The following is a 26,147-nucleotide window of genomic DNA, read 5'->3' as shown; positions in this document are numbered from 1 at the left end:
TTATTCTTCCAAACCAACAGATTGGATGAAACGCATGAAAGCCTCCTTGCCCTCCTCTGTTCGCTTGTAAACTCCCGCGTCTTCCAGCACACGGCTGAAAATTTGTCCAACCGATGCCTTAACTACTCCTTCCACCGTCTCAGCGGTAACATATGGATTCTGGTCTTTGAGTTGATTGGCCCACTCCTGATGATAGGCCACGACCTGACAGTCTTCTCCTAGCAGAAACAGCTCCACCTGCTTGAGCTCTTCCTTGAGCCGAGGCGGCAGAATAGCCAGTCCCATAATCTCAATCAGACCGATATTTTCTTTCTTAATATGCTGCACATCACTATGAGGATGGTAAATGCCATCTGGATATTCTGGGGAAGTTTGATTGTCCCGCAAGACCAAGTCTAGCTCAAAACATTCATCTTTCCTGCGAGCAATCGGTGTGATGGTATGGTGAGGCTCACCCTCAGACTCTGCCAACACCTGCACACTTGGGTCAGAATAAGTCCGCCAAGCTTGCAAGATCTTGTCAGCCAACTCAATCAACTGTTCCTTCTTCTCAGACTTCAGACGAATGACGGACATGGGCCACTTGATAATTCCTGCTTCCACCTCTTCAAAACCGCTAAAAGTAAAGCTGCAATCCAGCTCTGCCATTTCCATAGGGAAGGTATAACTTCCGCCCTGATAGTGGTCGTGGGTCAGGATAGAGCCACCGACAATAGGCAGGTCAGCATTTGAACCAGCGAAATAACCCGGAAAGGTCTCAACGATGCCCAGCAGGCGCTCAAAGGTCAGCCGACTGATGGCCATAGGAAGGTGCTGACTGTGCAGAAAGATGCAATGTTCATTAAAGTAGGCATAGGGCGAATACTGGAAGCCCCACTCCTGTCCAGCCAAGTCAAATCGAATAATCCGATGGTTGGCGCGGGCTGGGTGATCCAAGCGGCCTTGGTAGCCTTCATTTTCCATGCAAAGCTGGCAGGCTGGATAATGGCTATTCTTAGCCTTTTTAGCTGCCGCAATTTCCTTGGGATCCTTTTCTGGCTTAGAGAGATTGATGGTGATTTCCAAATCTCCGTATTCAGTTGGCGCTTTGAAAGCAATGTTTTTAGCAATGGCCTTGAGTTTGATGTAGTCGTTCTTTTTACTAAGCTGGTAAAAATCAGCCACAGCTTGCTCGGGACTTGAGGCATAAGAAGTCCAGAAGTCCTGATTGAGCTGGCTAGGGGCAGGAGTAATCAAGTCCATGAGCTCAGCTCCCAGTATATCCTGCTCAGCCAGAGTATCACCAATCTTCCCATTCTTGACAGCCATAGCTACCAAGTCATCCTTCAGGTCAATTAGCTGCTTAGCTTTCGTCTCCTGCTCTGCCACTGTCTCTCCAACCAGAGCCATGACACGATTGCTCAGATAGATGGTGTCCATTTCCTCGAAACTGCTATTGTCAATCACTGCTGACACAAAAGCATCCAGTAACTTCTTGGACATAGTTCTTCCTTTCTCTTGTTAGTAAAGAGAGTGGGACAGAAATCGGTAATTCGTTAGAATTCGATTTCGTCGTACCACCTCCGCACAGTTGAGTAGGACTGTAAAAGCTGATGAAATCAGCGTAGTAGAGCCCACTCAACCACTGCGTCTTGCTCGACAATCCAAAGACAATTGAGAGGATAGGACTTTTGTCCCAGACTCAAGTTCCTTTTCTGCCATTTAGTCCAGCACTCGGCTTCCGCCAGCTACTTCTGCAATGTAAAAGCTAGGGGCATAGCCGACGACTTCTTGATACTTGCGACCAACATTTTCTTTGAAAGACTCCACCGCATCCTTAGCAACTAAAGCAATGGCGCAGCCACCGAAGCCTGCTCCGGTCATACGAGCCCCTAGAACACCTTCTTGCTCCCAGGCCGTATGAACCAAGGTGTCTAGCTCTAGACCAGTCACTTCATAGTCATGTTCTAAAGAAACATGAGACGCATTCATGAGACGACCAAACTTTTCAAGATCTCCTGCCTGCAAAGCTGCTCTAGCTTGCAAAGTGCGTTGATTTTCCAAAACAGCATGGCGAGCTCGTTTGAGACGATTTTCGTCCTCTATCAGATAGCTATACTCGTCAAAGGACCACTCGTCCAACTCACCCAAGGTTGCGATAGATAGCTTGCGATTCAGTTCTTCAACAGCTTTTTCACACTCCGCCCGACGCTCATTGTACTTAGAATCCGCCAACTCACGCCGCTTGTTGGTATTCATAATCACTACAACATTATCCTTCAAATCAAGTGGCACCAAGTCATACTCCAAGGTATTGGTGTCTAGGTAAATAGCCCGCTGGTCAGCGCCCATTCCGATAGCAAACTGGTCCATAATACCAGAATTAACCCCGATAAATTCATTCTCAGTTAATTTACCAATTTTCACTAGGTCCAGACGTTCCAACTGCAAATCAAAGAGTTTCTCAGCAATGACACCCGTCAAAAGCTCTAGCGATGCAGAAGATGATAAGCCAGAACCATTTGGAATATTTCCATAAACATAGATATCCATGCCTCGGTCAATTGTATAGCCTGCCTCCTGCAGAAAATGCAGAACTCCTTTCGGATAGTTGGTCCAGTTATGCTCAGGCTCAAAGTGCAGGTTTTCCAGCGGCACTTCAATAATCCCTTTTTCTTCAAAATTCTCTGAGAAGAATCGCAAGAGCTGGTCGTCCCGCTTGCGAGCCGCTCCATAAGTTCCTAGAGAAATGGCTGCAGGAAAGACATGGCCGCCGTTATAGTCCGTATGCTCGCCGATCAGATTGATCCGACCGGGTGAAAAGAAAGTGTGGTCCGCTTCTACTCCAAAAATTTTGGCAAAATCTGCGCGGATTTGCTTTACTGAAATGACATTTGACATAAACTAAACTCCTTTAAAATGATGATCGATATTGTAATCGTTTTCTTAATTTCATTATAACTGTTTCTGAGTAAAACTTCAATAAATTTAGTAAAATTTTACTAATTTCATAGATATTTTTTGTAAAAATCCAAACAGTAATCTGTCTGGATTATTTTATAAGGAGCAATAGATTAGAAAATATTGTCTTCAGTCTCAACATCAAAGTAATGCGCCTTGTTTAGGTCGAAGCCTAGTTTGATACTGCTTCCGGTATTCATATGATCACGTGCATCAACTTTGGCAACAAACTCACTGCCACCAACCGCACAGTAGAGGTGAGACTCCGCTCCAAGCAACTCAGAAACAGAAATCTTCGCAGTTAGGACCGACTCAGGGAAGGTTTCCAGAAAGGCTGGTTCCATGTTGATATCTTCCGGACGAATACCCAGAATAACTTTCTTGCCTTGATAGCCTTTTTCTTTGAGCCCCTTAAGGCTGCCTTCTGGTACCTTGAGGCTAAAGTCACCGTTCAGTCCGACCAGGCGATTGCCTTCTACAGTTACTTCGAAGAAGTTCATAGCTGGGCTACCAATGAAGCCAGCAACAAACTTATTTGCCGGATGTTTGTAGACTTCCTGCGGCGTACCAATCTGCTCCACCCGTCCAATCGTTCCAGTCCCAGCAGGGTTCTTGGTCGCTGACATGATAACGATACGATCCGCCAAGGTCATAGCTTCAGTCTGGTCGTGGGTAACATAGATAGTTGTTGCACCGATACGGCGGTGAATCTTGGCAATCTCCGCCCGCATAGAAACACGCAGCTTCGCATCCAAGTTAGACAAAGGCTCATCCATAAGGAAAACCTTTGCATCCCGAACAATAGCGCGTCCCATTGCTACCCGCTGACGCTAACCACCAGACAAATCAGCTGGCTTACGTTGCAAGAATTCCTTCAAGCCTAGGATTTCTGCTGCTTCATTGACTCGTTTTTCAATATCTTCCTTGCTGTACTTGCGCAGCTTGAGACCAAAAGCCATGTTGTCGTAGACAGTCATGTGCGGATAAAGGGCATAGTTCTGGAAGACCATAGCGATGTCACGGTCTTTTGGTGCCACATCATTGACCACTTTACCATCAATCGACGCTGTTCCTTCTGTGATATCCTCCAAGCCTGCAATCATACGCAGAGTAGTTGATTTTCCACAACCAGACGGACCAACAAATACGATAAATTCCTTGTCCTTGATATCTAGATTGAAGTCTTCCACTGAATAGTGGTCGCTGTTGGGATATTTTTTATAGATATTTTTCAGATTTAATTCTACCATTCTTCTTCTCTTTTCTTATCTCTATTCAAAAGTGATAGCTTGGCCATTTTCACTCGCGCTATATGTCAATTCTTTGAGGTTAATAACTACTTGAGCAGTGACTGACTTATCTGCATTGCTACGGACAATCCGGAGGCTATTTTCATCCAATAGATTCACTTCAATAGTGCCATCTAGGTCAAAGGCAGTAGACTGGTTGCGGTAACGGAAAAGCTTGAGCAAGGCTTGCACAACTGGACGCTTGATTTCTTCAGCAATCTCCTCATTACTGTAATAATGACGGTTGATATTGCGGCCTTCCTTAGTGTTTTCTAGCAGCTCAAGGTCATTTTTCCCAGCTAAGAAACCAACATAATAGACCTGTGGAATCCCTGGAGCAAAAGCCTGAATCAGACGACTAATGAAGTACTTCTTGTCGTCATCGCCCAGGGCTGAGTAGTAAGTCGAGTTAATCTGGTAAATGTCCAGATTATTATACTCAGCTGAGGAATACTTACGCTTGACATTGGCCCCGACCTTATATAATTCATTGGTCGCAAAGTCAATTTCTTCATCAGTCAGAATATCCTTAACATCAACAACCCCAATACCATCGTGAGTGTCCAGTGTTGTGAATTGCTTCATAGGACTCATTTCAAGCCACTTGACTAGACGCTCTGCTTTACCACTGTATAGAGAATAAAGAGTTACCATCGGTAGCGCAAAATCATAGACAAAGTAGCCATGCTCTGCAATCTTGAACTGTATAGAATAATGCTCATGAATTTCTGGTAAAATATCCGTCCCAAAATCAGCCGCTTGCTGCTGGACTTTTTCTAAGAGATCCCAGATTTCTGGCTCAACAAAGAAATCATTGGTATCTAACTTTTTGACTGCATAGGCAAATGCATCTAAACGAATCAGATCACAGCCATGCTCTGACAGTTGACGCAATGTTTTCTTGATAAAATCATTAGTTACCTGACTGCGAACATCTAGATCAATCTGCTCTTCACCAAAGGTGTTCCACAGATACTCGGTGCTTCCATCTGCAAAGACGATTTCCTGCTTAGGTGCCCGATCCTTACGCTTATAAATCAAATCAACATCAGCTTGCGTCGGACGATTTTCTGGCCAAAACTTATCCCAGCTGAGAAAGAGGTCACGATACTCACTCTGATCCTTCTTTTCCTGAAAATCCTTATAATACTTGGACTGGCGTGAGATGTGGTTGATCATAAAGTCAAACATGAGATAATATTTCTCGCCCAGCTTTTCTACATCCTCCCAGTCACCAAAGGCTGGATCAACCTCTTCATAGTCTACTGGGGCAAACCCCCGGTCACCAGTTGATGGGAAGAAAGGAAGCAAATGCACTCCTCCAACCGCATCGCCAAAATGCTTTTCTAAATTGTCATATAAATCTTTTAAATTCTCCCCCAGGCTGTCTGAGTAAGTAATCAGCATGGTCTTATTTTGAATAGCCATAGTCTTCTCCTCTAAAATCTTGTCTTCTATATCTTTTCCTAGCGGTTTTAGGTTTTCTATTTATTAGCTCTGTGCGAAAAACACGAATCTTCCAAGAGGCTGAAGCTTCATTTTCAGATTCCCTATTTTTCTACAACCGTTACTAATTCAGTAGTTTACGGATGTGGTTGCCTTTGTATGCACTGTGAGCTTTTTACAGTCTTTGTATCTTGAGCTTACTTCACAGCCCCGTTGCTCATTCCAGCAATAATGTTGCGCTGGAAGATGAGATAAACGATAGTAATGGTAATAATCCCAACAACATAAGAAGCAAAGCTCGGTCCATAATCATTAAAGTATTGACCTGTGTAGTTATATTGGAAGAGTGGCAGAGTCCACATCTTGGAATCTTTATTGAGTACCAAGAGAGGAAGCATGAAGTCATTCCAGAACCAGAGGGCATTGATAATCATGGTTGTCGCATGCATGGGTTTCATCATAGGAAAGATAATCTTGAAATAAGTTGTAAACTTTCCAGCACCGTCAATTTCTGCCGCTTCATCCAGACTGTCTGGAATGGAAATCTTAATGTAGCCTACATAGAGAAAGAGAGTCTGTGGAACAGCGTAAGCCAGATAGAGGATAATTAATCCCCAAGTGTTAGCTAGTCCTAGCTTACTCATCATAACTGTAATAGGAATCATGATAACTTGAAAAGGAACGAAAATCCCTAAAATCAAAAGCGTATACATAATACCAAAAGCTTTTCTCTTAGACATATTACGAGCGATAGAGTAAGCAGCCATGGGAATAAAAATCATGACAACAGCCAAAGATAGAACCGTGATTACAATTGAATTCCAATAATAGCCTCCGATACCATCAGCCAAAAGGCGTTGAAAATTTTCTAAAGTCGGTTGAGTCGGAAATCCGAAAAAATTATTAACGATGTCTTTGGTAGACTTAAAGGAACTGAATATCGTTGCTAAGAGTGGAATTAAAATGATAATAGATCCCAGTGTTAGCAAGATATATTTACTAAAATTAGCTTTTCTTTCTGCATTTTTCATCGGGCTTCTCCTCTTAGATTTCAAATTTCTTAGATACTCTCAACTGGATAATAGAAATAACCGCAATCAAGAGAAACAAGATAACAGCAATGGCATTGGCATAACCAAATTGATTGCTCTTAAAAGCATAGTTGTATACCAGAAGTCCTAGAGAGGTGGTCGCATTATTCGGACCTCCGCCTGTCATGGCAAAGACCTGGTCAAACGCTGTCAAACCACCTTTTAGAGCCAAGATAAAGACCATGGAAACACTTGGTAGGAGATAAGGAAGTTCCACCTTCCAAAAAATTTGTTTGCTGCTAGCTCCATCAATTCGAGCTGCTTCTGTAATCTCAGTCGGGATAGACTGAAGACCAGCTAAGAAGATGATAATAGGCATGGCTACCCCTTGCCAAAGCAAGACGAAGATTGCTGCAAAGATTGCGCCGCCATTCGTTCCTAGAAGGCTGGTTTTAAGAAATTCAATTCCTAAGGAATTCCCTAAAGCTGGCAATCCGTAGTTGAAAAGTTGCTTAAAGATAAGAGCCACGGTCAATCCAGATAGGACAGCGGGGAAGAAAAACCAAGCTCGAAAGAAAGTCTTCCCCTTTATCTTCGAGTTGAGAGCTCGGGCTATCCAGATCCCCAGCATAATCTCACCAACCACCATACAAATAGTAATGATAAATGTAAAGCCTATCGCGTTCATAAACTTAGGATCGCTCATGAGGAGCATAAAGTTATTGAGTCCGACAAACTTATAATTATAGGTCAAACCAGTCCAGTTTGTCAGGCTGTAGAAGGCACCTTGAAACATGGGCACATAGAAGAATACAGCCTGTAGTACAAGGGGAACAAGGACAAAGAGCCAGCCCCAATATTTCTCAATCAATTTTTTCATAGTAGATCTACTCCTACTCTACGTCTGCTTTCATCGGATTGAAGAAGGCATTTAGTGCTTTCGCCATATCCTCTTTGTTTCCAGTTGTAATATAGTTCCCGGTCAAGGTATAAAAATCACTTTCACTGGTCCAGTCTTGAGCTAGCCAAACGAGGTGTCGGTCTGTAAATGCTAGTTCAGCAAGACCGGCTAGCGGTGCATCTGACCCAGCTTCCTTGACACCTTCAATAGCTGTTGGTGAGCCGTCCACATCATAATATTTCTGCATAACTTCTGGACGTGACATATATTCAACAAAAGCATTGGCTTCTTTCTTGTGCTTACTACTTGACGAGATAGACCAAGCTAGGTCTCCTGCTCCAATGGTCAAGCTTTGTCCTTTTTGCTTTCCAGGGAAAGGGAACGTTCCAACATTAAACTTAGGATCTTGCGCATTGATTGCTGTGATAGCCCAAGAACCATTTGGAGTCATCAGGGCATCGCCTCTAGCAAAGGCACCGACAACATCAGTATAGCCTGCTCCCTGCCAGTTGGTTTGCATGGCACCTTTTTTGCGGAATAAATCTAACAGCCTGAAATCATCTTTAAGCACTGAATCTGAAGACTTGATGGCATTTGGTTTGGAAAAACGTAGGTAATCATTCGCTTCCTTACCGCCACCTGTAGAAGTGGCAAGAGCCAACTGATGATAACCATTCAAGGTCCAAGTATCTGCTCCTGCAATGGCAAAAGGTGTTTCCCCTTTTGCTATAATCGTATCAACTAATTCCTCAAATTCCTCCCAAGTCTCTGGAACTTTCAATCCCAGTTCTTTAAATTTATCCTTGTTGTAATAGATACCATAAGCATTAGCAGTATAAGGGATATTGTAAATCTTTCCATCTATCGCATATTTATCTGCGTAATGATTCTTAACTCGCTTAATATAGTCTTTGTCAGATAAATCTTCAAAGTACCCAGCCTTAGCCCATTCTTGCAATTCAATAGACTGGGGATAGATATTGACAACATCAGGAACATCTCCAGCCAGAACGCGAGTTTTGAGTACTTCCCCAGCGTTAGGGACATTCACCACTTTCACATGCACATTCGGATTTTCTTTTTCAAAGTCTTTTGCAATCTCACGAAGGGTATCAACCATTTCACCCTTCTGATTGAAATACTCAATCGTTACCTTACCATCTGCCGACTCCCCTTGGCTACTGCAAGCTGACAACCCCAAAAGGGACAGTCCTGTAATAGCAGCTAAGCTCATCTTTTTATACCATTTCATGGTCTAGCCTCCGTATTTTTTAATAAAATGCAACTGTCTGCTGAGATAATCTCCCTGCGGAAGATTCATAGTGATACCAGCATACATGAGTTCTGCACCTGAGTAAACTGCGCCATTTTCCTGCAGCTCATAAAGTCCTTCTTCCTCTAAGTCTTTTAGTTTCAAGGTTGTTTCAACTGATAAGACTCGGACATAGGTTACAATCGTTTGATTTCCATAGTTAAATTGAACCGCTGCTTCATTGGAGCCAATATCTGGATTGATTAGCCTATACTGACGCCCTAACTGGACCACTGGCCGTAATTCTTTATACAACTTCACCTGGTCTGCAATCGCAGCTTTCTCTTCATCTGATAGACTAGTCAAATCAAGCTCATACCCCAGATTTCCCATCATAGCCACATGGCCCCGAGTTGCCAGCGGAATAATTCGTCCCATCTGATGATTAGGCACTACCGACACATGGGCACCCATTGAAATAGTCGGATAAAGATAAGAAGACCCATATTGGATTGGCAAACGAGCTATGGCATCAGTATTGTCACTAGCCCAGACTTGAGGGAAATACCTCATCATACCAAGATCATTTCGTCCACCACCACCTGAGCAGGACTCAAATAAAACATTCTCATATTTCTCTGTCAAATATTTTACAATTTCATAAAGCCCCAAGATATACTTATGCGACTGCATTTTGGTCGCCAGATAGTTAGTGCCATTCCCAAGATTGGTAATATTACGATTCATATCCCATTTTATGTAGTCAATATCGTGCTGACTTAACAGCTGATCCAGTGTTTCTTTGATATAGGCTACCACATCTGGATTAGCATAATCCAATACGAGTTGATTGCGAGAGTAGGTATGACCCCGATTAGGTACTTGAATAGCCCAGTCTGGATGTGCTCGATAAAGCTGACTGTCTACGGAAATCATTTCTGGCTCAACCCATAAACCAAATTGCAATCCTCTGCTATGAACTTCTGCTATGAGCTCTGTCAAACTGCCACCTAGCTTATCTTCATTGACAAACCAGTCGCCCAGAGCCCGATTGTCATCAAAACGGTTGCCAAACCAGCCATCATCGAGAACAAAGAGCTCAATACCAACTTTCTGTGCCTCATCTGCTAACTCTAGCAACTTTTCTTTTTTGAAATCAAAGTAAGTTGCTTCCCAGTTATTGATTAAAATTGGCCGCTCTCGCTTCGCAAATGCTTTAGGAATGATATGCTCTTGAACAAAAGCTTGGCTCTCATGACTAAGACCAGTCAAACCTTGAGCCGAATAATTCAACAGAGCAACAGGACTATAGAAAGTCTGCCCCGCTTCCAGTTTCCAAGCAAAGTTATCTTCATTGATACCAATACCTAGCCGAACTTCATTCAACTGATTTTGCTGAATCCAAGCTTCAAAGTTTCCGCTATAAAGGAGCTGAATTGCCCAAACTTGACCAGCCTCTTCCGTCGTTTCACTATCACAAAGGATAAGGCTTGGAGTCTGCGCGTGACCAGAAGCTCCTCGGTTGGAAGCTATTTTGAAAATTCCTTGTTCTAGCTTGTGACGACGAACTGTTTTCTCCCTAGCATAAGCTCCCTGTAAACTAATCACATCATAGGACCCTGCCGGTAAATCTGCCATTAAGCTCAAGTTCTTATGTATGACTGCTGTCTCTCTACCGATATTTTCCAGATTAGTAAAGGTTGCAATGGTATTGCTATCTTCAAAAGCTGTGTAATAGAGAGTGAGGCGTAAGTGAGATACTGCATCCTCTAAAATAAAGGCCAGTGTTTCAGCATCTTCTGTACTGTGAGGACTAGGCAGTCCTGGAACTTCCAAACCTCCCTTAATCAGCTGACTCTCAACAAACCGAAAATCTGTTACTTCATTATTAGCATGTTGGACTTGCAGAGAAGGTTGCCGAAAGTCTCCTAAACCATGCTGACCCAAAACCTGCCGCTGGGTATCTAAGCTAAAACTCCGCTCATTCGATCTCGGATTACCAGAAAAAGCATGATCTCGCTCAAATACTGTATTGGAAAAATGATAGGATTCGATTTTTCTGCCTAAGTGTTTAAGCAAAAGGTAGCCATCCCTTTCCTCAATGATAAGACTGGAATTTTTTGTATTGATGTAGAATAGATGCTTGTCTATTTTGATTGTCATTTTTGAACCTCCATATTTACTAATATTTTACCTTTTGAAATCGCTTCCTAAAATAGAATTATGTTAGGAAAATATGGTAAAATGTTAGGTAACAATAAAAATTACAATATCATTTCTAAAGTATGGAGATGTAAAAAGTATGCTTATATTTTCAGAATACCAGACGGGAACAATTGATTTATTATTAGACTTTTACGGCTATGAGGATTGCTAACCAAACTATTCTTTCGGGCCTGCTATTCGTGACGGATTCGTCCTTCATTTTATTACAAAAGGCAAAGGAGTCTTTCACTATAAAGGGGAACAAATTTTCCTGAAAGCTGGAGATTTATTCCTACTAAAACCAAACGAACTAACTTACTATAAGGCAGATTCTGAAGATCCTTGGTCCTATTATTGGCTCGGAATTAGTGGAACAAAGGTTTCAGATTATTTTAACTTATCAGAAATTGGCAAAACAGGTTTTCTAAGAAATTCAAGTACTACTCCTACTGATAGTTTAGGAAAGTTTATTATAGATATTATTCAAGAGGCTGAACATTCCCAATCCACCATGCTAAGTCATTTACAACTTCTCGCCATGCTCTATGAACTGCTATTTAAATTGGGGAAGCTCGCACCAAACCAACAGCTCCTAAAACAACAGAATTCCACTTATCAGTTATATTTAGATACTAAACGTATTCTAGAAACTCGCTATCCACTTGAACAACTGAGCATCCAAGGTATTGCTAATGAACTAAATGTCAATCGCAGCTATTTGACAACCATTTTTAAAGAATACAATGGACTCTCTCCCAAAGAGTATCTGCATTATATTCGTATGCATCGAGGAAAACAACTTCTAGAAACTACTACTCAACCAATTAAATTTATTGCCTATTCGGTTGGTTTTTCTGACCCGCTTTATTTTTCAAAAACTTTCAAAAAATATTTCAACTGTTCACCAAGCCAAATGCGAAATATTTACTAAATTCATCTTTGTTATTTACTTGTTTTTGAGGTATAATAGCTCATATAAGACAATAGGAGAACAAAATGGCTACGATTAAGGATATTGCCCAGGCTGCTGGGGTCTCTCCCGCTACAGTCTCTCGCGTACTCAACTACGACCCAGCCATGTCAGTCAGTGATAGCACTCGTAAAAAGATTTTTGATATCGCTGAGCAGCTGAACTATAAAAAATCAAGAAAAAGGAAGCCAAGTAAGGCTCAGGCCTACCGTATTGGGCTCATTGAATGGTACACTGAGCAGGAAGAGCTCGATGACCTTTACTACTACTCCATTCGTTTGGGCATTGAAAAAAAGGCCCAGGAATTGGGCTATGAGATTCAAAGAGTGTTTCAAAACGATTCTCTTGAGCTATTGAAAGACATTGATGGCTTGATTGCCATCGGTAAATTCAGTCCAGCCCAAATCCAGCAGCTAGAGCAGTACAGCAACCACTTAGTTTTTGTCGACAGTGATACGCTTAATGCAGGCCACAGCTGTGTGACGGTTGATTTTGAGAATGCTGTACAGAAGGTTCTTGAGCACTTCATAAATGCTGGTTTTGACCAAATTGGCATGATTGCTGGACAGGAAAGAACCTCTGACCAGGCTAGCGTTATCAGTGACCCTCGTTTAGCGAGTTTTAAGCAGCATCTGTCTGAAAAAGGAATCTTCCAAGCTGACTTGGTTAAGGTAGGCAGTTTTTCTTCGGAATCAGGCTATCAGATGATGACTGAGCTTCTTAGCGAGCACAAGGACCAGCTGCCACCCGCCTTCTTCATCTCTAGCGATGCTTTGGCTATCGGTGCCTTGCGGGCTCTGCAAGAACACGGAATCCAAGTTCCCCAAGATGTCAGCATTATTTCATTTAATGATACGTCTATTGCTAAGTACATCTATCCCAGTCTCAGTACGGTCACCGTTTTTACAGAAGAAATGGGCAAGCAGGCTCTGCACATTCTGAATCAAATTTTAACATCCGAAGAGGACTCCATTCCCTATATGGTCAAACTTTCTACCAAACTGACCATTCGAGAAAGCAGTATTTAATAGAAAAAATTATGAAAACATACGAAAAACTATTTACCATTCTCAGCCAAGCTGACGATTATGTCAATGGAGAAAGTCTGGCCCAGACATTGGGTATTTCCAGAACTTCCATTTGGAAGGCCATTCAACGCTTGGAAAAAGAAGGAATCCAGATTGATTCCATTAAAAACCGTGGCTATAGGCTCAAAGCAGGAGATTTACTAATCCCAGAAATCATTGAAAAAGAGGCGCCCATCAAAGTTTCCTTCAACCCCAACTGTCAATCTACTCAGATAGATGCCAAAGCAGGTCTAGAAGCAGGTGGCGAAGCAAATACCCTCTATCTAGCTGCTGCTCAATCCGCTGGTCGCGGTCGCTTCGGCCGAGACTTTTTCTCTCCAAAACAGGGCGGCTTTTACATGTCCCTTCATCTCAAGCCCAACCTATCTTTTGATCAAATCCCTGCCTATACTCTCCTGACAGCCGGAGCCATCTATCAAGCTGTAAAAAATCTAACCCTCATAGACATAGATATCAAGTGGGTCAACGATATTTACTACAAGGATAAAAAAATCGCAGGCATTTTAACCGAGGCCATTACTTCCGTCGAGACAGGCTTAGTAACAGATATTATTATCGGGGTCGGGTTTAATTTTTGCGTTAGCGATTTTCCAAAAGAATTGCAATCTAAGGCTGGATCACTCTTTACAGAGCGAGCTCCTATCAGCAGAAATGAGCTGATTGCTGAAATCTGGAGATGTTTCTACGAAAGCGATCCCCAAGACCTGCTCTATCTTTACAAAAAGCACTCTCTAGTCCTCGGTCGCCAAGTGAGCTTCCAGCAAAATAATCAAACCTATAAGGGAATTGCTAGCGATATCTCGGACAGTGGCCAACTTCTAGTCCAGTTGGAGAACGGCCAAAATATCTGGCTCAACAGCGGGGAAATTTCACTAACTAGCTGGTAGTCTACCTAATTGGCATTCAAAAAGCACTTGATGTTTCGTTTCAAGTGCTTTTCTGTATAGTCTTTCTTCCAGTGTGATGTCGCTATTTAATCCCCAATGCAATCCGAGCATACCGACTCATCTTTTCCACTGTCCAAGCGGGATACCAAACCAACTTAACATCAGTTTTAGTAACCTCTGGTACATCTGACATGGCATCATAGATCTGGTCAGTCAGAAGATCCGCCAGAGGGCATCCCATGGTTGTCAGGGTCATATCGATTTCCGTTTCCCCATTGGTCTCGTCAAAACGGATTTCATAGATTAAACCTAGATTGACAATATCAATCCCCAGCTCTGGGTCAATGACTTGCTCCAAGCTCTCTAAAATCCGCGTTTTAATCTTTTCAACCTCTTCAGGGCTGTATTTTTTTTCTGACATGCATATCCTCCTTATAGATATGACAAAAATTCAAGTTAACTTGAGGGGCTTTGTTTTCAGCTAGGTTTTCAGTCTTGACGCTTCCTGCTGAAAGATTTCTGCTCCTCGTTGCTCTTCATTTCTTAATCTTCGATAAAGTCTCTGAGTGGTTTGCTGCGGCTTGGATGGCGGAGTTTACGCAGGGCTTTGGCTTCAATCTGACGAATCCGCTCACGAGTCACATTGAAGACCTTGCCGACATCTTCCAGCGTCCGCATTTTTCCATCGTCCAGACCAAAGCGCAGACGCAAGACATTTTCCTCGCGGTCTGTCAGCGTATCTAGGACTTCATCCAACTGCTCACGAAGGACGACACGAGTTGTATAGTCTACTGGATTCTCAATCACTTCGTCTTCGATAAAGTCTCCTAGATGGCTATCGTCCTCTTCACCGATAGGTGTTTCCAGAGAAACTGGCTCTTGAGCAATCTTGAGAATCTCACGAACCTTGTCCGGCGTCATATCCATACGCTCAGCAATTTGCTCTGGTGTTGGGTCTTGACCCAATTCCTGCAAGAGATTGCGTTGCTCACGGACCAACTTGTTAATGGTTTCCACCATATGGACTGGAATCCGAATAGTCCGAGCTTGGTCAGCGATCGCACGGGTAATGGCCTGACGAATCCACCAAGTCGCATAAGTTGAAAACTTAAATCCTTTAGTGTAGTCAAACTTATCAACGGCTTTCATCAGTCCCATATTTCCTTCTTGAATCAAATCAAGGAACTGCATACCACGGCCAACATAGCGCTTAGCAATGGAAACAACCAGACGAAGGTTGGCCTCAGCTAGACGCTGCTTGGCTTCCAAGTCTCCCTGCTCTACCAAAATCGCCAGCTCTTGTTCTTCTTCATTGCTAAGAAGCGGCACAACCCCGATTTCCTTCAGATACATGCGGACTGGGTCATTGACCTTGGCTGAATTGCTGCCTAAGAGCTCTTCATCGGTCAGTTCTACTTCTTCCTCTTCAGTATTCAAGACACGCGCGCTAGGATTTCCTTCCTTATCCGTGATAGAAATTCCCGCATCCTGAATGCGTTGCAGCAAATCCTCAATCCCATCAGCGTCCAAAGTGAAAGGAATGACCAGCTGGTCATTGATTTCATCGTCTGTCGCTACACCTGTCTGCTTATGATTGCGGATAAATTCTGCAATTTGAACGTCTAATGTTGTTACTTCTTTTTGTTTTGTAGCCATACCTACTCCATTCTTCTTTTTTGTGCGATTAAGCGCTCCACCTCTAATATAGCGGCATTCTCATCTCCAGTATGCAAAGCTTCTCGAATCTTTTTGCTAATCAGCTGATTATTCTTACGAAGCAATTCGCGTTCCCTGGTCAGCTCAACTTCTGCTAACTCTCCGTCTTCCATCTCCTCTGGCAAATCTTCCTCCAACATCCGATACCAAAGTTGCTGGACTCTTTCCGGTAAGCTAGATAAATCCTGCGAAGTCACTTCACCATTGGCCAGTAAAAGCTCGTATAACTCCTGCAGTTCCGCCGTATCAAAGGCAAAATCTGTGCGAAGCCGATAGCTATTTAAAACCAGCGGATTGTGTACCATACGATAGAGGATATGGATTTCTGCCTTTATCAGCCGTGATAGCTGTTTAGACAGCGGAAGATCTACCAGTACAGGTCTTCTTAGAGATTCTGACTGCTGTCCGCTTCGACTACTTCGCTCAGCCAAACGACTGTTGTTAACCGTGTTCTCTACCTGCTGGTAATCAAAATCCGGCAGCAACTCAGCCAACATATAAATATAGGAATTCTGAGCTGTAATAGATTGCGTCTGAGCAATAATAGGCGCCATTCGCTCCACAAATTCAATCTGAGCCTGCAAATTTTCAATATTATCCGGTTTGAGATAGCGTAAAAGGAACTCTACATCACTAATTCGCGTTTTAGTCAGAAATTGTCGCAATTCCTCGGCAGAATTTTTAGCAATAAATTCATCCGGATCCATATTGTCAGGAAAGGACACAATCTCTACCGACATATCCCGTAACTCTTCTAAGGCCTTGGCTGTCGCAGCCTGACCAGCCCTGTCTCCATCATAAGTCAGAATAATTTTTTTGCAATACTTACGCAGATGCTGGACATGCTCAGGCGTCAGAGCTGTTCCCATCGACGCGACTGCATTTTCAACTCCAGCCCGATAAGCCGCGATCACGTCCATAAAGCCTTCCATCAGATAGACTTCATGGCTCTTTTTAATCACTGGCTTGGCCTTATCCAGATGATAAAGCTCATAGCTTTTATTAAAAATAGGGGTGCTGCGACTATTCTTATACTTGGCAGTCTGTGAACCAGCCTCCGAATCTTGCCAGATTCGACCAGAAAAGGCGACAACCTGCCCCTTGTCATTGGTCAAGGGAAACATAATCCGGTTCTGAAAGGCATCATAGACCAGATTATTCTCTGCCAGATTAAAAAGACCCGAGTTCATGATAGTGGACTCATCAAACTTACCAGCCATGCTCTTATGGAGATAGTTGCCTTCATTAGGAGCCAAGCCGATTTGAAAATGCTTAATGACTTCATCTGTCAGCCCACGATTGTAGAGATAAGCGCGCGCTTCTTCTCCTATCTTGGTCGTCATCAGAACTGCATGGTAGAACTTCGCTGCCTCTGTATGAATATCGTAGAGCGCCTGATGCGGATGAGACTGTCTCGGTCGATCTGCGCCAGCTCTCTCCATCCCTAAGGAAATGCCTGCTCTGTCTGCGACAATCTGAACAGCATCCATAAAGGATACGCCTCGGTAGTCCTCAATAAACTTGAAAACATCACCCGACTTGCCACAGCCAAAACAGTGATAGAACTGTTTGTCCTCTACAACGTTGAAAGAGGGCGTCTTTTCGCCATGAAAGGGACAAAGTCCCAAAAAGTTTCTGCCAGCCTTGGTCAAGGCTACTGTTTCTCCTATGACATCGACGATATTGACACTATTTTTTATTTCAGAAATCATTTCATTATCCAATAGACAATACCTCCAATTCATCACAGAATATCACTCTATATTTTATAATAATTTGACGCAAATGTAAAACATTTGATAGGCAAATGACTTGAAATAATTGCTACTTTAAGCTATAATATAATCTCAAATATTAAATTATTTTTTAAAAGGAAAAGAAAATGTTAAAGGATCTTAAAGAATTTTTGCTACGCGGTAACGTGATTGACTTGGCAGTCGGGGTTATCATTGCGAATGCTTTCGGAGCAATCGTCAACTCATTGATTACTGACGTTATCACTCCCCTCTTCCTCAACCCAATTTTGAAGGCTGCAAAATTAGAGCAAATTTCTCAATTGAAATGGAATGGAGTAGCTTATGGTAACTTCTTGAGCGCCGTGATTAACTTCTTGGTAGTCGGTACTGTTCTCTTCTTCATCGTTAAGTCTGCTGAAAAAGCACAAAGCCTTGCTAAAAAGAACGAAGAAGCTGCTGAAGAAGCACCAGCTGGACCAACAGAACTTGAAGTTCTGCAAGAAATCAAGAGCTTGCTTGAAAAACAAAACTAATATCCAAACAGAGGCTGGGACAAAAGTCCTAGCCTCTCAATTGTATTTGGATTGTCGAGCAAGACGCAGTGGTTGAGTGGACTCTACCACGCTGATTTCATCAGCTTTTACAGCCCTACTCAACTGCGCGGAGGTGGGACGACGAAATCGGTCATTCTAACGAATGACCGATTTCTGTCCCACTCTCTGTTTTGTTATACGCTTTTCATCCAAAAGAAAAAACAGCCGAATAGGCTGCTTCCTCATTCTATTGATTAGAATTTTTTACGTTTACGAGCTGCTTCTGATTTACGTTTACGTTTTACAGAAGGTTTTTCATAGAATTCACGTTTGCGTGTTTCTTGAAGAGTACCAGCTTTAGTAACCGCACGTTTGAAACGACGAAGAGCATCGTCAAGAGATTCATTCTTACGTACTACTGTTTTTGACATTTTTTTCACTCCCTTCAAGTCCAAGATCTATTCTATTCTACACGCAAAATTGATAAATGTCAAGGAAAAAACTGCCATAAACTTATATTATCTTCACTTTCTTTTTCAAAAGAGACAACGTATTAGAATGGACATCATAATAGCGAAAAAGAAATTTATTTTACCCCTGTTCAGAAACAACTTTTATTCCTTTATCATTTACAATAACGGCTTGTGAATTGTTTATTCGCATTAAGTCGAGCTGATTTTTATACATTTCAAAGGTCTTCTGACTACTATCAGTAAAAGGCTCCTCACCATAATGTGGAAGGATATAAAAATTCACTTCACCCAATCCTGCTGTATCAAATAACTCTGTCGCTACCGTCTTGTCGTCCATGAGTTTATTGTAGTCAATATCCTTGGCTGTAATAATAGCCCCTGCTGATTCTCCTATATAAACCAACCCATCTCGTATTTGTTCTTTGATAAGAGGTAGGAGTTGCTTTTTATTTAATTCTTGCAATAAATAAAATGTATTTCCGCCTGAGACATAAATAATCTTGCTTTGGAAAATTTTTGCCTGTGCAGTTTCTCGATCACAAGAAGCAATATCTAGAACCTTTATCTCAAAGCCTAAATCTATGAATGTTTGCCGAGCCTCATCGATATAGGCAGTATAGTCCTCTTTGTTCCCAGCGGTAGGAATAAATAAAACCTTTTTTTCTAGATTCTTTTCCTTTGCATAATCACTAAAAAGATTTTTGACACCAGCAAAATATGAACATAAAAATAATTGTTTCATGATTGTACCTCCATTAGTTTTTAACGATTTTATAAAGGATCCACGATCCCTTTCTTTGACTAGTTACGAGCTCAAAGCCTATCGATAACAAGAATCGTTTAAATACTTCTTCTCTTTGAAATTTCGATAAAAAATAAGATAGCTTGTTATATTCACAAGCTAGTAAGAGCATCCCGTCTGATTTGAGTATCCTTCGAAGCTCTATAAAAGAAGCATCTAGGTCCTGCCAATGAAAATGTGTTTGAAAAGCTGTAATCAAATCAAAACTTTCATCAGAAAAGCCTGTCTCTCTAACGTCTCTTCGTTCAAAATTTAGATTGACCATTCCTATCTGTTTGGCTTGAGCTATTGCAGTATCTGAAATGTCGATTCCAGTTACAGTACTTCGCGGAAAGGTTTCTTTCAGTAGGATGGTTGAACGACCATTCCCAACTCCTACATCTAAGATTACAGGGTAAAATGTCCTATCCAGATGACGAATTGCCCATACAAACATGGGGATATAGGCTCGATTCCACAATTTCATCATTCGTTTTCCTAGAAAACCTGAAGGGTTCTTTGATTGCTGAATTAAAGAATGAAACATGAGTAATAAAAGTATGATAGAAATGATGATTATTATATGAAGCACTCTTCAATCCTCCACTTCTGGATAGCTACATTATACCATTTTTAGAGAGATTACAGCTAAATCAATCAACAAAACACTTGCATCCCAAAAGATAACTTTTGGGATGCAAGTCATTCAAAACGACTGTCTTTTACCTTACAAGGTTTTTCGTTTTTTGGCTTCTTTCGAGAAGGAAATATTCTTAATCTTCTCATAGCGTAAGAAGCGTTGAATGAGGCGCTGGTCGCTTACATCTGGTTTCAAATCAACCACGTAGTCCAACTTGATAAACTTATTGTCAACTGACTGGACAGAGGTCAACTCAAAGCTTTTACAGGCTGTTTCAAAGATTGCTTCAAAAAGGACTTCATAGTCTAATTCAGCTGGAAACTGAATTTGGACATAACGTCTGGTTTGACTAACCGAACTAAATCCCATCTTTTCTTTGATCAATTGCAACTGGAATAAAGTTTCTTCGTCCTCAACCTCTGTCCCCCAACGTTGCAACATCTTTTTGAAACGGATATAAGAATAGGCATATTTGCCTAGGTTAAATGCACAACCAAGCAGCCAAATGGTAAAGAATATTTCAAACCAAGGTAGACCTAGAAAAGCCTCCTAGAGATTTGCCCGGCTAGCTTTTTCAGCTACTTGAGAAACAGCTTGTCCTCCACTTGTATGGCCAGCTCTAACAGTTGTCTGAATAGTCGCTCCAGTACTCAGCTGAATCAAACCAGAACCAAACTAAGGACGGAATGGGAATAAAAAGCTCAACAAGATTAAAAACCATATAAAATACTTGACCTTGACTGAAATCTTGGTCTTAAGGGCTGCAAAAAGAAGGCTCAAAAACAGAACCAAGATCGAGGTTGAGAAACTGGTTAAGAGGAAAGACAAAAGGAACTGTTTCATGGATACTACCTCATCTTACTCTTTCTGATTCAGCAAATTACGCAGCTCATCCAGTTCATTTTCTGAAAAAGAATTAGATGAAAAGAGAGTCTTGACAAAGCCTCCCATGGAATGTCCGCTGTAGCGCTTCAAAAAGTCTGATGTTTCTACCTCTAGGTACTCATCTTCCGAAATTAAGGCCGTATACTGCCTTTCACGCCCCTTGCGAACACTTTCTAAAAAGCCTTTTTCCGTTAAGCGAGCTAAGACAGTTAACAGAGTCTGGGGTTTCCAATGGTTATCTTTCCCCAGTTTTTCCATAATTTGGGCAGATGTTGTTGGATTTGGCAGGTGCCAAATAATCTTTAAGATGGCAAATTCACCATCTGGTAAACGTTTAATTGAATGATTCATTATATTTCCATCCTTTCTAAAGTCTCTTCCTAATTTTATTCTACACATGTCTAATAAAAAAGTCAATCATTATATAAAAAAAGAGAGTGGAACAGAAATCGGTAATTCGTTAGAATTCGATTTCGTCGTCCCACCTCCGCAAAGTTGAGTAGGGCTGTAAAAGCTGATGAAATCAGCGTAGTAGAGCCCACTCAACCACTGCATCTTGCTCGACAATCCAAAGACAATTGAGAGGCTAGGACTTTTGTCCCAGACTCCTGTTTAGAAAAATAAACTCAGCAAAGTCAACATTGCCAAACCACCCTGCTTGAACAGGATTTTCGGATCACTAGTCACTGCACCGTAAGCAGCTACCAAGATGATATAAACCATAAAAATCCCCAGCCAAACTGGACTAGGCTGCACAAAAGCCGCAATCAAGACCAAAACAGCTATCAGCCCGTTGTAAACTCCTTGGTTTTTGAAAAGTGTATTGACCGACTGCTGCTCCAACTCCTCTTGAGGCATACCAAAGACCCGTGCTGTCGTAGCTGAGGTCGTTGCGATGGTCTCCAGGTACATAATATAGAAAAATTCCAAGGCAACCAAGCTTGCCAAAATCAGTGTAAAAACAGACATTTTCTTCTCCTTATAGTAATTTATGATGAAAAAAAGTATAACATATAGCAAGAAAAAGCGCTAAAATTTAGTTCCAATAAAATGGACGAAGTGTATTAAAATGTTTTAGATTGCATTTTTAAAATAGGCGTAGCAAAACTCAGCATTTTCTGATTAGATGTGATACAATATTTTTGAAAAATGGAGGTAAATTATGTTAACCTATGATTTAATTGTCATCGGCTTTGGTAAGGCCGGTAAAACATTGGCGGCCAAAATGGCGGCCCAAGGAAAAAAAGTTGCTTTGATTGAGCGAAGCAAGGCTATGTACGGGGGAACCTGTATCAATATCGCCTGCATCCCAACCAAGACCCTGCTTGTTGCAGCTGAAAAAGGCCTGGCTTTCGACCAAGTCATGGCTGAGAAGAATGCTGTAACCAGCCGTCTCAATGGGAAGAACTACGCAGCAGTCAGTGGAGCTGGTGTTGACATCATCGATGCGGAAGCTCATTTCCTTTCCAATAAGGTCATCGAAATCACAGCTGGCGATGAGAAAGAGGAACTGACTGCTGAAACTATTGTCATCAATACTGGTGCTGTTTCCAATGTCCTGCCAATTCCAGGACTGACTGAGACCGAACACGTCTATGACTCAACTGGCATTCAAAATCTGAAGGAACTTCCTAAACGCTTGGGAGTTCTGGGTGGCGGTAACATTGGCCTAGAATTTGCTGGACTCTACAACAAATTAGGCAGTCAAGTAACTGTACTGGATGCTGCACCTGTCTTTCTCCCTCGAGTAGAGCCTTCTATCGCTGCTCTAGCTAAGCAATACATGGAAGAAGACGGAATCCAACTCCTGCAAAATGTGCAAACCAAGCAGATTAAAAATCATGGTGATGAAGTTGTGGTTGTGACAGAGGATGGAGAATTCCGCTTTGATGCCCTGCTCTATGCTACCGGTCGTAAGCCGAATGTTGAGCCACTGCAGTTGGAAAACACTGATATCGAGCTGACAGAGCGCGGAGCTATCAAGGTCAACAAACACTTGGAAACATCTGTACCCGGCGTTTTCGCAGCGGGCGATGTCAATGGCGGTCTGCAGTTCACTTATATCTCACTGGATGACTTCCGCATCCTTTATAGCTATCTGGCTGGCGACGGCAGCTACACACTGGAAGACCGTAAGAACGTACCTACCAGCATGTTCATCACACCGCCTTTAGCTCAAATCGGATTGACTGAAAAGGAAGCCCAAGAGCAAGGACTGCCGATTGCAGTGAAGGAGATTCCTGTCGCAGCAATGCCTCGTGGACATGTCAATGCAGACTTACGCGGTGCCTTCAAGGCTGTTGTCAACACAGAGACCAAGGAAATCGTCGGAGCAACTATCTTCTCAGCAGGGGCTCAGGAAATTATCAATATCCTGACTGTAGCTATGGATAATAACATCCCTTACACCTACTTGAGCAAACAAATCTTCACCCACCCAACGTTGGCTGAAAACCTCAATGATTTATTTGCTATCTAATCTTAAGCCCCTGATGGGGCTTTTACAATCCCTACAAAAATTTAACTACATTTCAACCTCTTTTTGTGGTACAATAATGCTAGTTTATTTTAAAAAGATTGAGGAAAATTATGTCTGAACTGTATGATATTACGATTGTCGGTGGCGGTCCAGTTGGTCTATTCGCTGCATTTTACGCCCACTTGCGCCAAGCCAAGGTGAAAATTATTGATTCCTTGCCTCAGCTGGGCGGCCAGCCAGCCATTCTCTATCCAGAGAAGAAGATTCTGGATGTGCCAGGCTTTACCAATCTAAGTGGCGAAGAGTTGACTCAACGTCTGATTGAGCAGCTGGAAACTTTCCAGACTGAGATTTGCCTCAATGAAACGGTGCTGGATATCGTCAAATCTGATGATGGCTTCACCATTACGACTTCTCAAGCCCAGCATCGGACCAAAACCATCATCATCGCAATGGGGGGCGGTGCTTTCAAACCGAGGGCTTTGGAGCTAGACGATGCTGAAAGCTACAGCAACCTTCACTATCACGTTTCAAACATCAGCCAGTACGCTGGCAAAAAGGTTGTTGTTCTGGGAGGCGGCGATTCGGCTGTTGACTGGGCACTAGCTTTTGAAAAAATCGCAGAAACTAGTCTGGTTCATCGTCGGGACAACTTCCGGGCTTTAGAGCATAGTGTGGAAGAACTCAAGGCTTCTAGTGTTGAGATTAAGACACCATTTGTACCTAGTCGATTGGTCAGTGAAAATGGCAAGATTACCCACTTGGAAATCAGCCAAGTCAAAGGAGAGGATAGTCAGCTTTTGCCTCTGGATCATCTCTTTGTCAACTACGGTTTTAAATCCTCTGTCGGTAATCTCAAAGATTGGGGCTTGGAGCTCAACCGTCACAAGATTTTAGTCAACAGCAAGCAAGAAACTTCTGTGCCAGGTATCTATGCGGCTGGAGACTGCTGTAGCTACGAGGGTAAGATTGACCTGATTGCGACTGGGCTGGGCGAAGCACCTACTGCTGTCAACAATGCCATTAACCATATCTATCCTGAGCAAAAAGTCCAACCCAAACATTCTACAAGCCTATAAAAAAACAGCTGCCGAGCTCAAGCTCAGCAGCTTTTATAATTCATCAGCTTTCCCAAATAACATTACACGCATCTACCATATCTTACAATATCTTTTAAAACCGCTATATTTTCAGCTTTGAAATAACTATCTTTACATTATTTTACGGTTATTTACAGCATTTTTGCCCCTTTTTTGCCCCTCTCAAATAGGGGAATCATGCTCTGTTTCCGTTAAAACGGACATTTTTTATATTTTCCATTATACCAGAAAATCCCCAATCTTTCGATCGGGGCTAGATGATTTATTGAGTCTTTATTTTTAAATTGATATTCGCAGTTTCCGCTGCTTTTTTATTTGAATGTTCCCCAAGCTGCACCGTAACGCTTGCCGTTTTGAGTAGGCCCTGTTGCTACATAGTTCCGTTTGCCGCTTCCACCGATGTAAGATACCCAGACGAAGCCGTTAGCATCCACGATTACCGTATCATACTTAAAGCTTTGTCCTTTGGCATACTGATCTACCACCTCTCCTGAGGTGTCAGGAGCACGGCGGACGTTGATGGCATCTACGGTCACGGTCATTGTGCCGTTTTCGGCATATTGATTTGAGTCTGATACGCTAGTAGTTTCACCAGCAGTTTCACCGTCCGACTGCTCCGGCGTGATAAAATGTGCCACTGTCTGGATGTAATCAGATGCGCTGTAATAATTGCGTACAGGATAGCGGGCTCCTGCATAGTTTTGCTCAATCACAACGAGTTGACCACCATTAACCGACTCTACAACCACAACGTGGCCGTATGGGTTCCAGTCTGTTCCCTCGATGGTTAAAATCTGACCACTCTGCAGAACTCCATCGCTAGCAACTGTCCAGCCGTTCGCTTCCCAATCATAGCTTGTTCCGATGTTAGCTGCGCAAATTGTATCTCCAATTGCACCACTAACATATCCTACACCAGCTCCCAATCCAACTGTACTGTCTGGATTGATGAGGGTTTCATAGTAGCTTGCTAGGGCGTAACATTCGCCATTTCCAACTGGAGTCCCAGACCCCACCAAAGCGGCCAAATCTTGTAATGCTTCATTTACTGTTGTCATTTCTACTCTCCTTATAAAGTAATTTTAAAAACGGGTCAAGCATGATTGCAATAAAGCCAAGTGGAAATACTAACGGTATCAGTAATAGTAGTAAAAGCACTCTGCCTATCGCTTTCATGCTAGACCTCCTTGTCATTCATTTTCTTCTTGGTACTTTTTGCTTGAGATACCAAGTACAGTACCTGCGAACGTGGCAAGTAGTGCAATAGTTCCTGTGATTGCCGTTGTATCAAACTTGTACAAGGCACCCAAACCAGTAATCAATGTAATGCCAGCTGGTACTACTACGGTAACAGCTTTTTTTGCTACATCATACTGTGAGTTTGATAATTTCATATATCACTCCTTTTTCTTGTGGTTATCAACCCGATCATTTATAAATGTGGTCACATAGGGTATTTTAAGCCCTAAAATATCCAGATTTGTCACTAAGCTAGCACCGTAGCTTGCACAAAGAGCTGTTATAATCATATCAGCTAGTGAGCCGGCATTGGCAAAGAGGAAAAATGGATAACCAATTGCTGCAATAACGAAAATTGCTGAATGTGTCACGATCCCAGTTCGAGCTTTTCGACTGGAAAAGTTTTTAAGTGCCCAGGCTTTACAAAATCCTGTGACGACATCAGCCACAACTAGTACCAATAGAATGAATACGAAAAAGTGGTCGTCGATACCCGTTTCGTAAAAATCCTTTACGACATCGAGGATCGCCCAAAGTCCATCTGATTCTTGCATCT

At 42.3% G+C, this 26,147-nt stretch carries 23 protein-coding genes and 4 pseudogenes; 6 read left to right on the top strand and 21 right to left on the bottom strand.

The window, feature by feature from the left end; all coding sequences use genetic code 11:
- The 8 genes and pseudogenes from galT to O3651_RS00420 all read right to left on the bottom strand — a co-directional run bounded on the left by galT (position 1) and on the right by O3651_RS00420 (position 11,022).
- Complete coding sequence (gene galT / locus O3651_RS00455) at positions 1 to 1,482, bottom strand: UDP-glucose--hexose-1-phosphate uridylyltransferase (RefSeq protein ID WP_371609190.1); 1,482 nt, start codon at positions 1,480 to 1,482, stop codon at positions 1 to 3.
- Positions 1,483 to 1,701: 219 nt separating this feature from the next.
- Entirely contained in the window at positions 1,702 to 2,880 is a 1,179-nt protein-coding gene (locus tag O3651_RS00450) for a galactokinase (RefSeq protein ID WP_371609189.1), read from the bottom strand.
- A 173-nt stretch (positions 2,881 to 3,053) separates the two neighbouring features.
- A pseudogene (locus O3651_RS00445) lies at positions 3,054 to 4,190 on the bottom strand (ABC transporter ATP-binding protein).
- A 21-nt stretch (positions 4,191 to 4,211) separates the two neighbouring features.
- Positions 4,212 to 5,657: a sucrose phosphorylase gene (gene gtfA / locus O3651_RS00440; RefSeq protein WP_371609188.1), complete on the bottom strand. Its 1,446-nt coding sequence runs from the start codon at positions 5,655 to 5,657 to the stop codon at positions 4,212 to 4,214.
- A gap of 215 nt (positions 5,658 to 5,872) precedes the next feature.
- Positions 5,873 to 6,706: a carbohydrate ABC transporter permease gene (locus tag O3651_RS00435; RefSeq protein ID WP_002912289.1), complete on the bottom strand. Its 834-nt coding sequence runs from the start codon at positions 6,704 to 6,706 to the stop codon at positions 5,873 to 5,875.
- Between the two features lie 13 nt (positions 6,707 to 6,719).
- A complete protein-coding gene (locus O3651_RS00430; protein ID WP_371609187.1) occupies positions 6,720 to 7,586 on the bottom strand; it encodes a carbohydrate ABC transporter permease in 867 nt (288 codons plus the stop codon).
- A 13-nt stretch (positions 7,587 to 7,599) separates the two neighbouring features.
- Positions 7,600 to 8,859, bottom strand: coding sequence for an extracellular solute-binding protein (locus O3651_RS00425; RefSeq protein WP_125379541.1), 1,260 nt, complete (start codon positions 8,857 to 8,859; stop codon positions 7,600 to 7,602).
- Between the two features lie 3 nt (positions 8,860 to 8,862).
- Entirely contained in the window at positions 8,863 to 11,022 is a 2,160-nt protein-coding gene (locus tag O3651_RS00420) for an alpha-galactosidase (protein ID WP_371609186.1), read from the bottom strand.
- Between the two features lie 139 nt (positions 11,023 to 11,161).
- On the opposite strand from O3651_RS00420, the pseudogene O3651_RS00415 reads away from it, so the two are divergent.
- The 3 genes and pseudogenes from O3651_RS00415 to birA all read left to right on the top strand — a co-directional run bounded on the left by O3651_RS00415 (position 11,162) and on the right by birA (position 14,009).
- Positions 11,162 to 11,995, top strand: a pseudogene (locus tag O3651_RS00415) (AraC family ligand binding domain-containing protein).
- Positions 11,996 to 12,060: 65 nt separating this feature from the next.
- On the top strand, positions 12,061 to 13,062 hold the full coding sequence (locus O3651_RS00410) for a LacI family DNA-binding transcriptional regulator (protein ID WP_371609185.1): 1,002 nt from the start codon (positions 12,061 to 12,063) through the stop codon (positions 13,060 to 13,062).
- Between the two features lie 11 nt (positions 13,063 to 13,073).
- Entirely contained in the window at positions 13,074 to 14,009 is a 936-nt protein-coding gene (gene birA, locus O3651_RS00405) for a bifunctional biotin--[acetyl-CoA-carboxylase] ligase/biotin operon repressor BirA (RefSeq protein ID WP_371609184.1), read from the top strand.
- Between the two features lie 82 nt (positions 14,010 to 14,091).
- Here the strand turns inward: birA and O3651_RS00400 are convergent, their stop codons facing one another.
- The 3 genes from O3651_RS00400 to dnaG form a co-directional block, all read right to left on the bottom strand.
- A complete protein-coding gene (locus O3651_RS00400) occupies positions 14,092 to 14,430 on the bottom strand; it encodes a metal-sulfur cluster assembly factor (RefSeq protein ID WP_125371420.1) in 339 nt (112 codons plus the stop codon).
- Positions 14,431 to 14,552: 122 nt separating this feature from the next.
- On the bottom strand, positions 14,553 to 15,665 hold the full coding sequence (rpoD, locus tag O3651_RS00395; RefSeq protein ID WP_005590235.1) for an RNA polymerase sigma factor RpoD: 1,113 nt from the start codon (positions 15,663 to 15,665) through the stop codon (positions 14,553 to 14,555).
- A 2-nt stretch (positions 15,666 to 15,667) separates the two neighbouring features.
- Positions 15,668 to 17,470 (bottom strand): DNA primase, encoded by a 1,803-nt coding sequence (dnaG, locus tag O3651_RS00390; RefSeq protein WP_371609183.1) that lies wholly within the window; start codon positions 17,468 to 17,470, stop codon positions 15,668 to 15,670.
- 137 nt (positions 17,471 to 17,607) lie between these two features.
- Between dnaG and mscL the strand changes: the two genes are divergently transcribed.
- Positions 17,608 to 17,994 (top strand): large conductance mechanosensitive channel protein MscL, encoded by a 387-nt coding sequence (gene mscL, locus O3651_RS00385; RefSeq protein WP_371609182.1) that lies wholly within the window; start codon positions 17,608 to 17,610, stop codon positions 17,992 to 17,994.
- Positions 17,995 to 18,248: 254 nt separating this feature from the next.
- Here mscL and rpsU read toward each other — a convergent pair whose 3' ends face one another.
- From rpsU to O3651_RS00350, 7 genes and pseudogenes are all read right to left on the bottom strand, one after another.
- Positions 18,249 to 18,425 carry a 30S ribosomal protein S21 gene (gene rpsU, locus O3651_RS00380; protein ID WP_000048054.1) on the bottom strand — a complete coding sequence of 59 codons (177 nt, stop codon included), beginning with the start codon at positions 18,423 to 18,425 and terminating at the stop codon, positions 18,249 to 18,251.
- Positions 18,426 to 18,585: 160 nt separating this feature from the next.
- Positions 18,586 to 19,209, bottom strand: a complete 624-nt coding sequence (locus O3651_RS00375) for a Type 1 glutamine amidotransferase-like domain-containing protein (protein WP_371609181.1) — start codon at positions 19,207 to 19,209, stop codon at positions 18,586 to 18,588.
- Between the two features lie 13 nt (positions 19,210 to 19,222).
- Positions 19,223 to 19,795, bottom strand: a complete 573-nt coding sequence (locus O3651_RS00370; protein ID WP_371609313.1) for a class I SAM-dependent methyltransferase — start codon at positions 19,793 to 19,795, stop codon at positions 19,223 to 19,225.
- A 180-nt stretch (positions 19,796 to 19,975) separates the two neighbouring features.
- Positions 19,976 to 20,272, bottom strand: a pseudogene (locus O3651_RS00365) (DUF4956 domain-containing protein); the annotation flags it as partial.
- Positions 20,269 to 20,731: pseudogene (locus O3651_RS00360) on the bottom strand (M56 family metallopeptidase); the annotation flags it as partial. The pseudogenes O3651_RS00360 and O3651_RS00365, both read right to left, overlap by 4 nt.
- Before the next feature lie 15 nt (positions 20,732 to 20,746).
- Positions 20,747 to 21,124, bottom strand: coding sequence for a BlaI/MecI/CopY family transcriptional regulator (locus O3651_RS00355; protein WP_371609180.1), 378 nt, complete (start codon positions 21,122 to 21,124; stop codon positions 20,747 to 20,749).
- Positions 21,125 to 21,385: 261 nt separating this feature from the next.
- Positions 21,386 to 21,742, bottom strand: a complete 357-nt coding sequence (locus O3651_RS00350) for a DUF1304 domain-containing protein (RefSeq protein ID WP_061422917.1) — start codon at positions 21,740 to 21,742, stop codon at positions 21,386 to 21,388.
- A gap of 193 nt (positions 21,743 to 21,935) precedes the next feature.
- On the opposite strand from O3651_RS00350, the gene O3651_RS00345 reads away from it, so the two are divergent.
- On the top strand, positions 21,936 to 23,252 hold the full coding sequence (locus O3651_RS00345; protein ID WP_371609179.1) for an FAD-containing oxidoreductase: 1,317 nt from the start codon (positions 21,936 to 21,938) through the stop codon (positions 23,250 to 23,252).
- Between the two features lie 110 nt (positions 23,253 to 23,362).
- A complete protein-coding gene (locus O3651_RS00340) occupies positions 23,363 to 24,331 on the top strand; it encodes an NAD(P)/FAD-dependent oxidoreductase (RefSeq protein ID WP_371609178.1) in 969 nt (322 codons plus the stop codon).
- 332 nt (positions 24,332 to 24,663) lie between these two features.
- Here the strand turns inward: O3651_RS00340 and O3651_RS00335 are convergent, their stop codons facing one another.
- The 3 genes from O3651_RS00335 to O3651_RS00325 form a co-directional block, all read right to left on the bottom strand.
- The gene (locus O3651_RS00335; protein WP_371595628.1) at positions 24,664 to 25,410 is read right to left on the bottom strand and encodes a PlySs2 family phage lysin; all 747 of its coding nucleotides are present in this window, start codon (positions 25,408 to 25,410) and stop codon (positions 24,664 to 24,666) included.
- 132 nt (positions 25,411 to 25,542) lie between these two features.
- The gene (locus tag O3651_RS00330) at positions 25,543 to 25,746 is read right to left on the bottom strand and encodes a phage holin (protein WP_371595627.1); all 204 of its coding nucleotides are present in this window, start codon (positions 25,744 to 25,746) and stop codon (positions 25,543 to 25,545) included.
- A 3-nt stretch (positions 25,747 to 25,749) separates the two neighbouring features.
- Positions 25,750 to 26,145, bottom strand: coding sequence for a phage holin family protein (locus O3651_RS00325; RefSeq protein ID WP_371595626.1), 396 nt, complete (start codon positions 26,143 to 26,145; stop codon positions 25,750 to 25,752).
- Positions 26,146 to 26,147: the final 2 nt, after the last annotated feature.

It is taken from the genome of Streptococcus sp. 27098_8_73 (genome assembly GCF_041432495.1).
Lineage (GTDB): Bacteria > Bacillota > Bacilli > Lactobacillales > Streptococcaceae > Streptococcus.
The sequence above is the reverse complement of the archived record's forward strand: the minus strand, read 5'-3'. Positions and strand labels throughout refer to the sequence as shown.

Coding starts and splice junctions, on each gene's coding strand:
- galT (WP_371609190.1), bottom strand. CDS start 1,482: ATGTCCAAGAAGTTACTGGATGCTTTTGTGTCAGCAGTGATTGACAAT.
- O3651_RS00450 (WP_371609189.1), bottom strand. CDS start 2,880: ATGTCAAATGTCATTTCAGTAAAGCAAATCCGCGCAGATTTTGCCAAA.
- gtfA (WP_371609188.1), bottom strand. CDS start 5,657: ATGGCTATTCAAAATAAGACCATGCTGATTACTTACTCAGACAGCCTG.
- O3651_RS00435 (WP_002912289.1), bottom strand. CDS start 6,706: ATGAAAAATGCAGAAAGAAAAGCTAATTTTAGTAAATATATCTTGCTA.
- O3651_RS00430 (WP_371609187.1), bottom strand. CDS start 7,586: ATGAAAAAATTGATTGAGAAATATTGGGGCTGGCTCTTTGTCCTTGTT.
- O3651_RS00425 (WP_125379541.1), bottom strand. CDS start 8,859: ATGAAATGGTATAAAAAGATGAGCTTAGCTGCTATTACAGGACTGTCC.
- O3651_RS00420 (WP_371609186.1), bottom strand. CDS start 11,022: ATGACAATCAAAATAGACAAGCATCTATTCTACATCAATACAAAAAAT.
- O3651_RS00410 (WP_371609185.1), top strand. CDS start 12,061: ATGGCTACGATTAAGGATATTGCCCAGGCTGCTGGGGTCTCTCCCGCT.
- birA (WP_371609184.1), top strand. CDS start 13,074: ATGAAAACATACGAAAAACTATTTACCATTCTCAGCCAAGCTGACGAT.
- O3651_RS00400 (WP_125371420.1), bottom strand. CDS start 14,430: ATGTCAGAAAAAAAATACAGCCCTGAAGAGGTTGAAAAGATTAAAACG.
- rpoD (WP_005590235.1), bottom strand. CDS start 15,665: ATGGCTACAAAACAAAAAGAAGTAACAACATTAGACGTTCAAATTGCA.
- dnaG (WP_371609183.1), bottom strand. CDS start 17,470: ATGAATTGGAGGTATTGTCTATTGGATAATGAAATGATTTCTGAAATA.
- mscL (WP_371609182.1), top strand. CDS start 17,608: ATGTTAAAGGATCTTAAAGAATTTTTGCTACGCGGTAACGTGATTGAC.
- rpsU (WP_000048054.1), bottom strand. CDS start 18,425: ATGTCAAAAACAGTAGTACGTAAGAATGAATCTCTTGACGATGCTCTT.
- O3651_RS00375 (WP_371609181.1), bottom strand. CDS start 19,209: ATGAAACAATTATTTTTATGTTCATATTTTGCTGGTGTCAAAAATCTT.
- O3651_RS00370 (WP_371609313.1), bottom strand. CDS start 19,795: ATGTTTCATTCTTTAATTCAGCAATCAAAGAACCCTTCAGGTTTTCTA.
- O3651_RS00355 (WP_371609180.1), bottom strand. CDS start 21,124: ATGAATCATTCAATTAAACGTTTACCAGATGGTGAATTTGCCATCTTA.
- O3651_RS00350 (WP_061422917.1), bottom strand. CDS start 21,742: ATGTCTGTTTTTACACTGATTTTGGCAAGCTTGGTTGCCTTGGAATTT.
- O3651_RS00345 (WP_371609179.1), top strand. CDS start 21,936: ATGTTAACCTATGATTTAATTGTCATCGGCTTTGGTAAGGCCGGTAAA.
- O3651_RS00340 (WP_371609178.1), top strand. CDS start 23,363: ATGTCTGAACTGTATGATATTACGATTGTCGGTGGCGGTCCAGTTGGT.
- O3651_RS00335 (WP_371595628.1), bottom strand. CDS start 25,410: ATGACAACAGTAAATGAAGCATTACAAGATTTGGCCGCTTTGGTGGGG.
- O3651_RS00330 (WP_371595627.1), bottom strand. CDS start 25,746: ATGAAATTATCAAACTCACAGTATGATGTAGCAAAAAAAGCTGTTACC.
- O3651_RS00325 (WP_371595626.1), bottom strand. CDS start 26,145: ATGCAAGAATCAGATGGACTTTGGGCGATCCTCGATGTCGTAAAGGAT.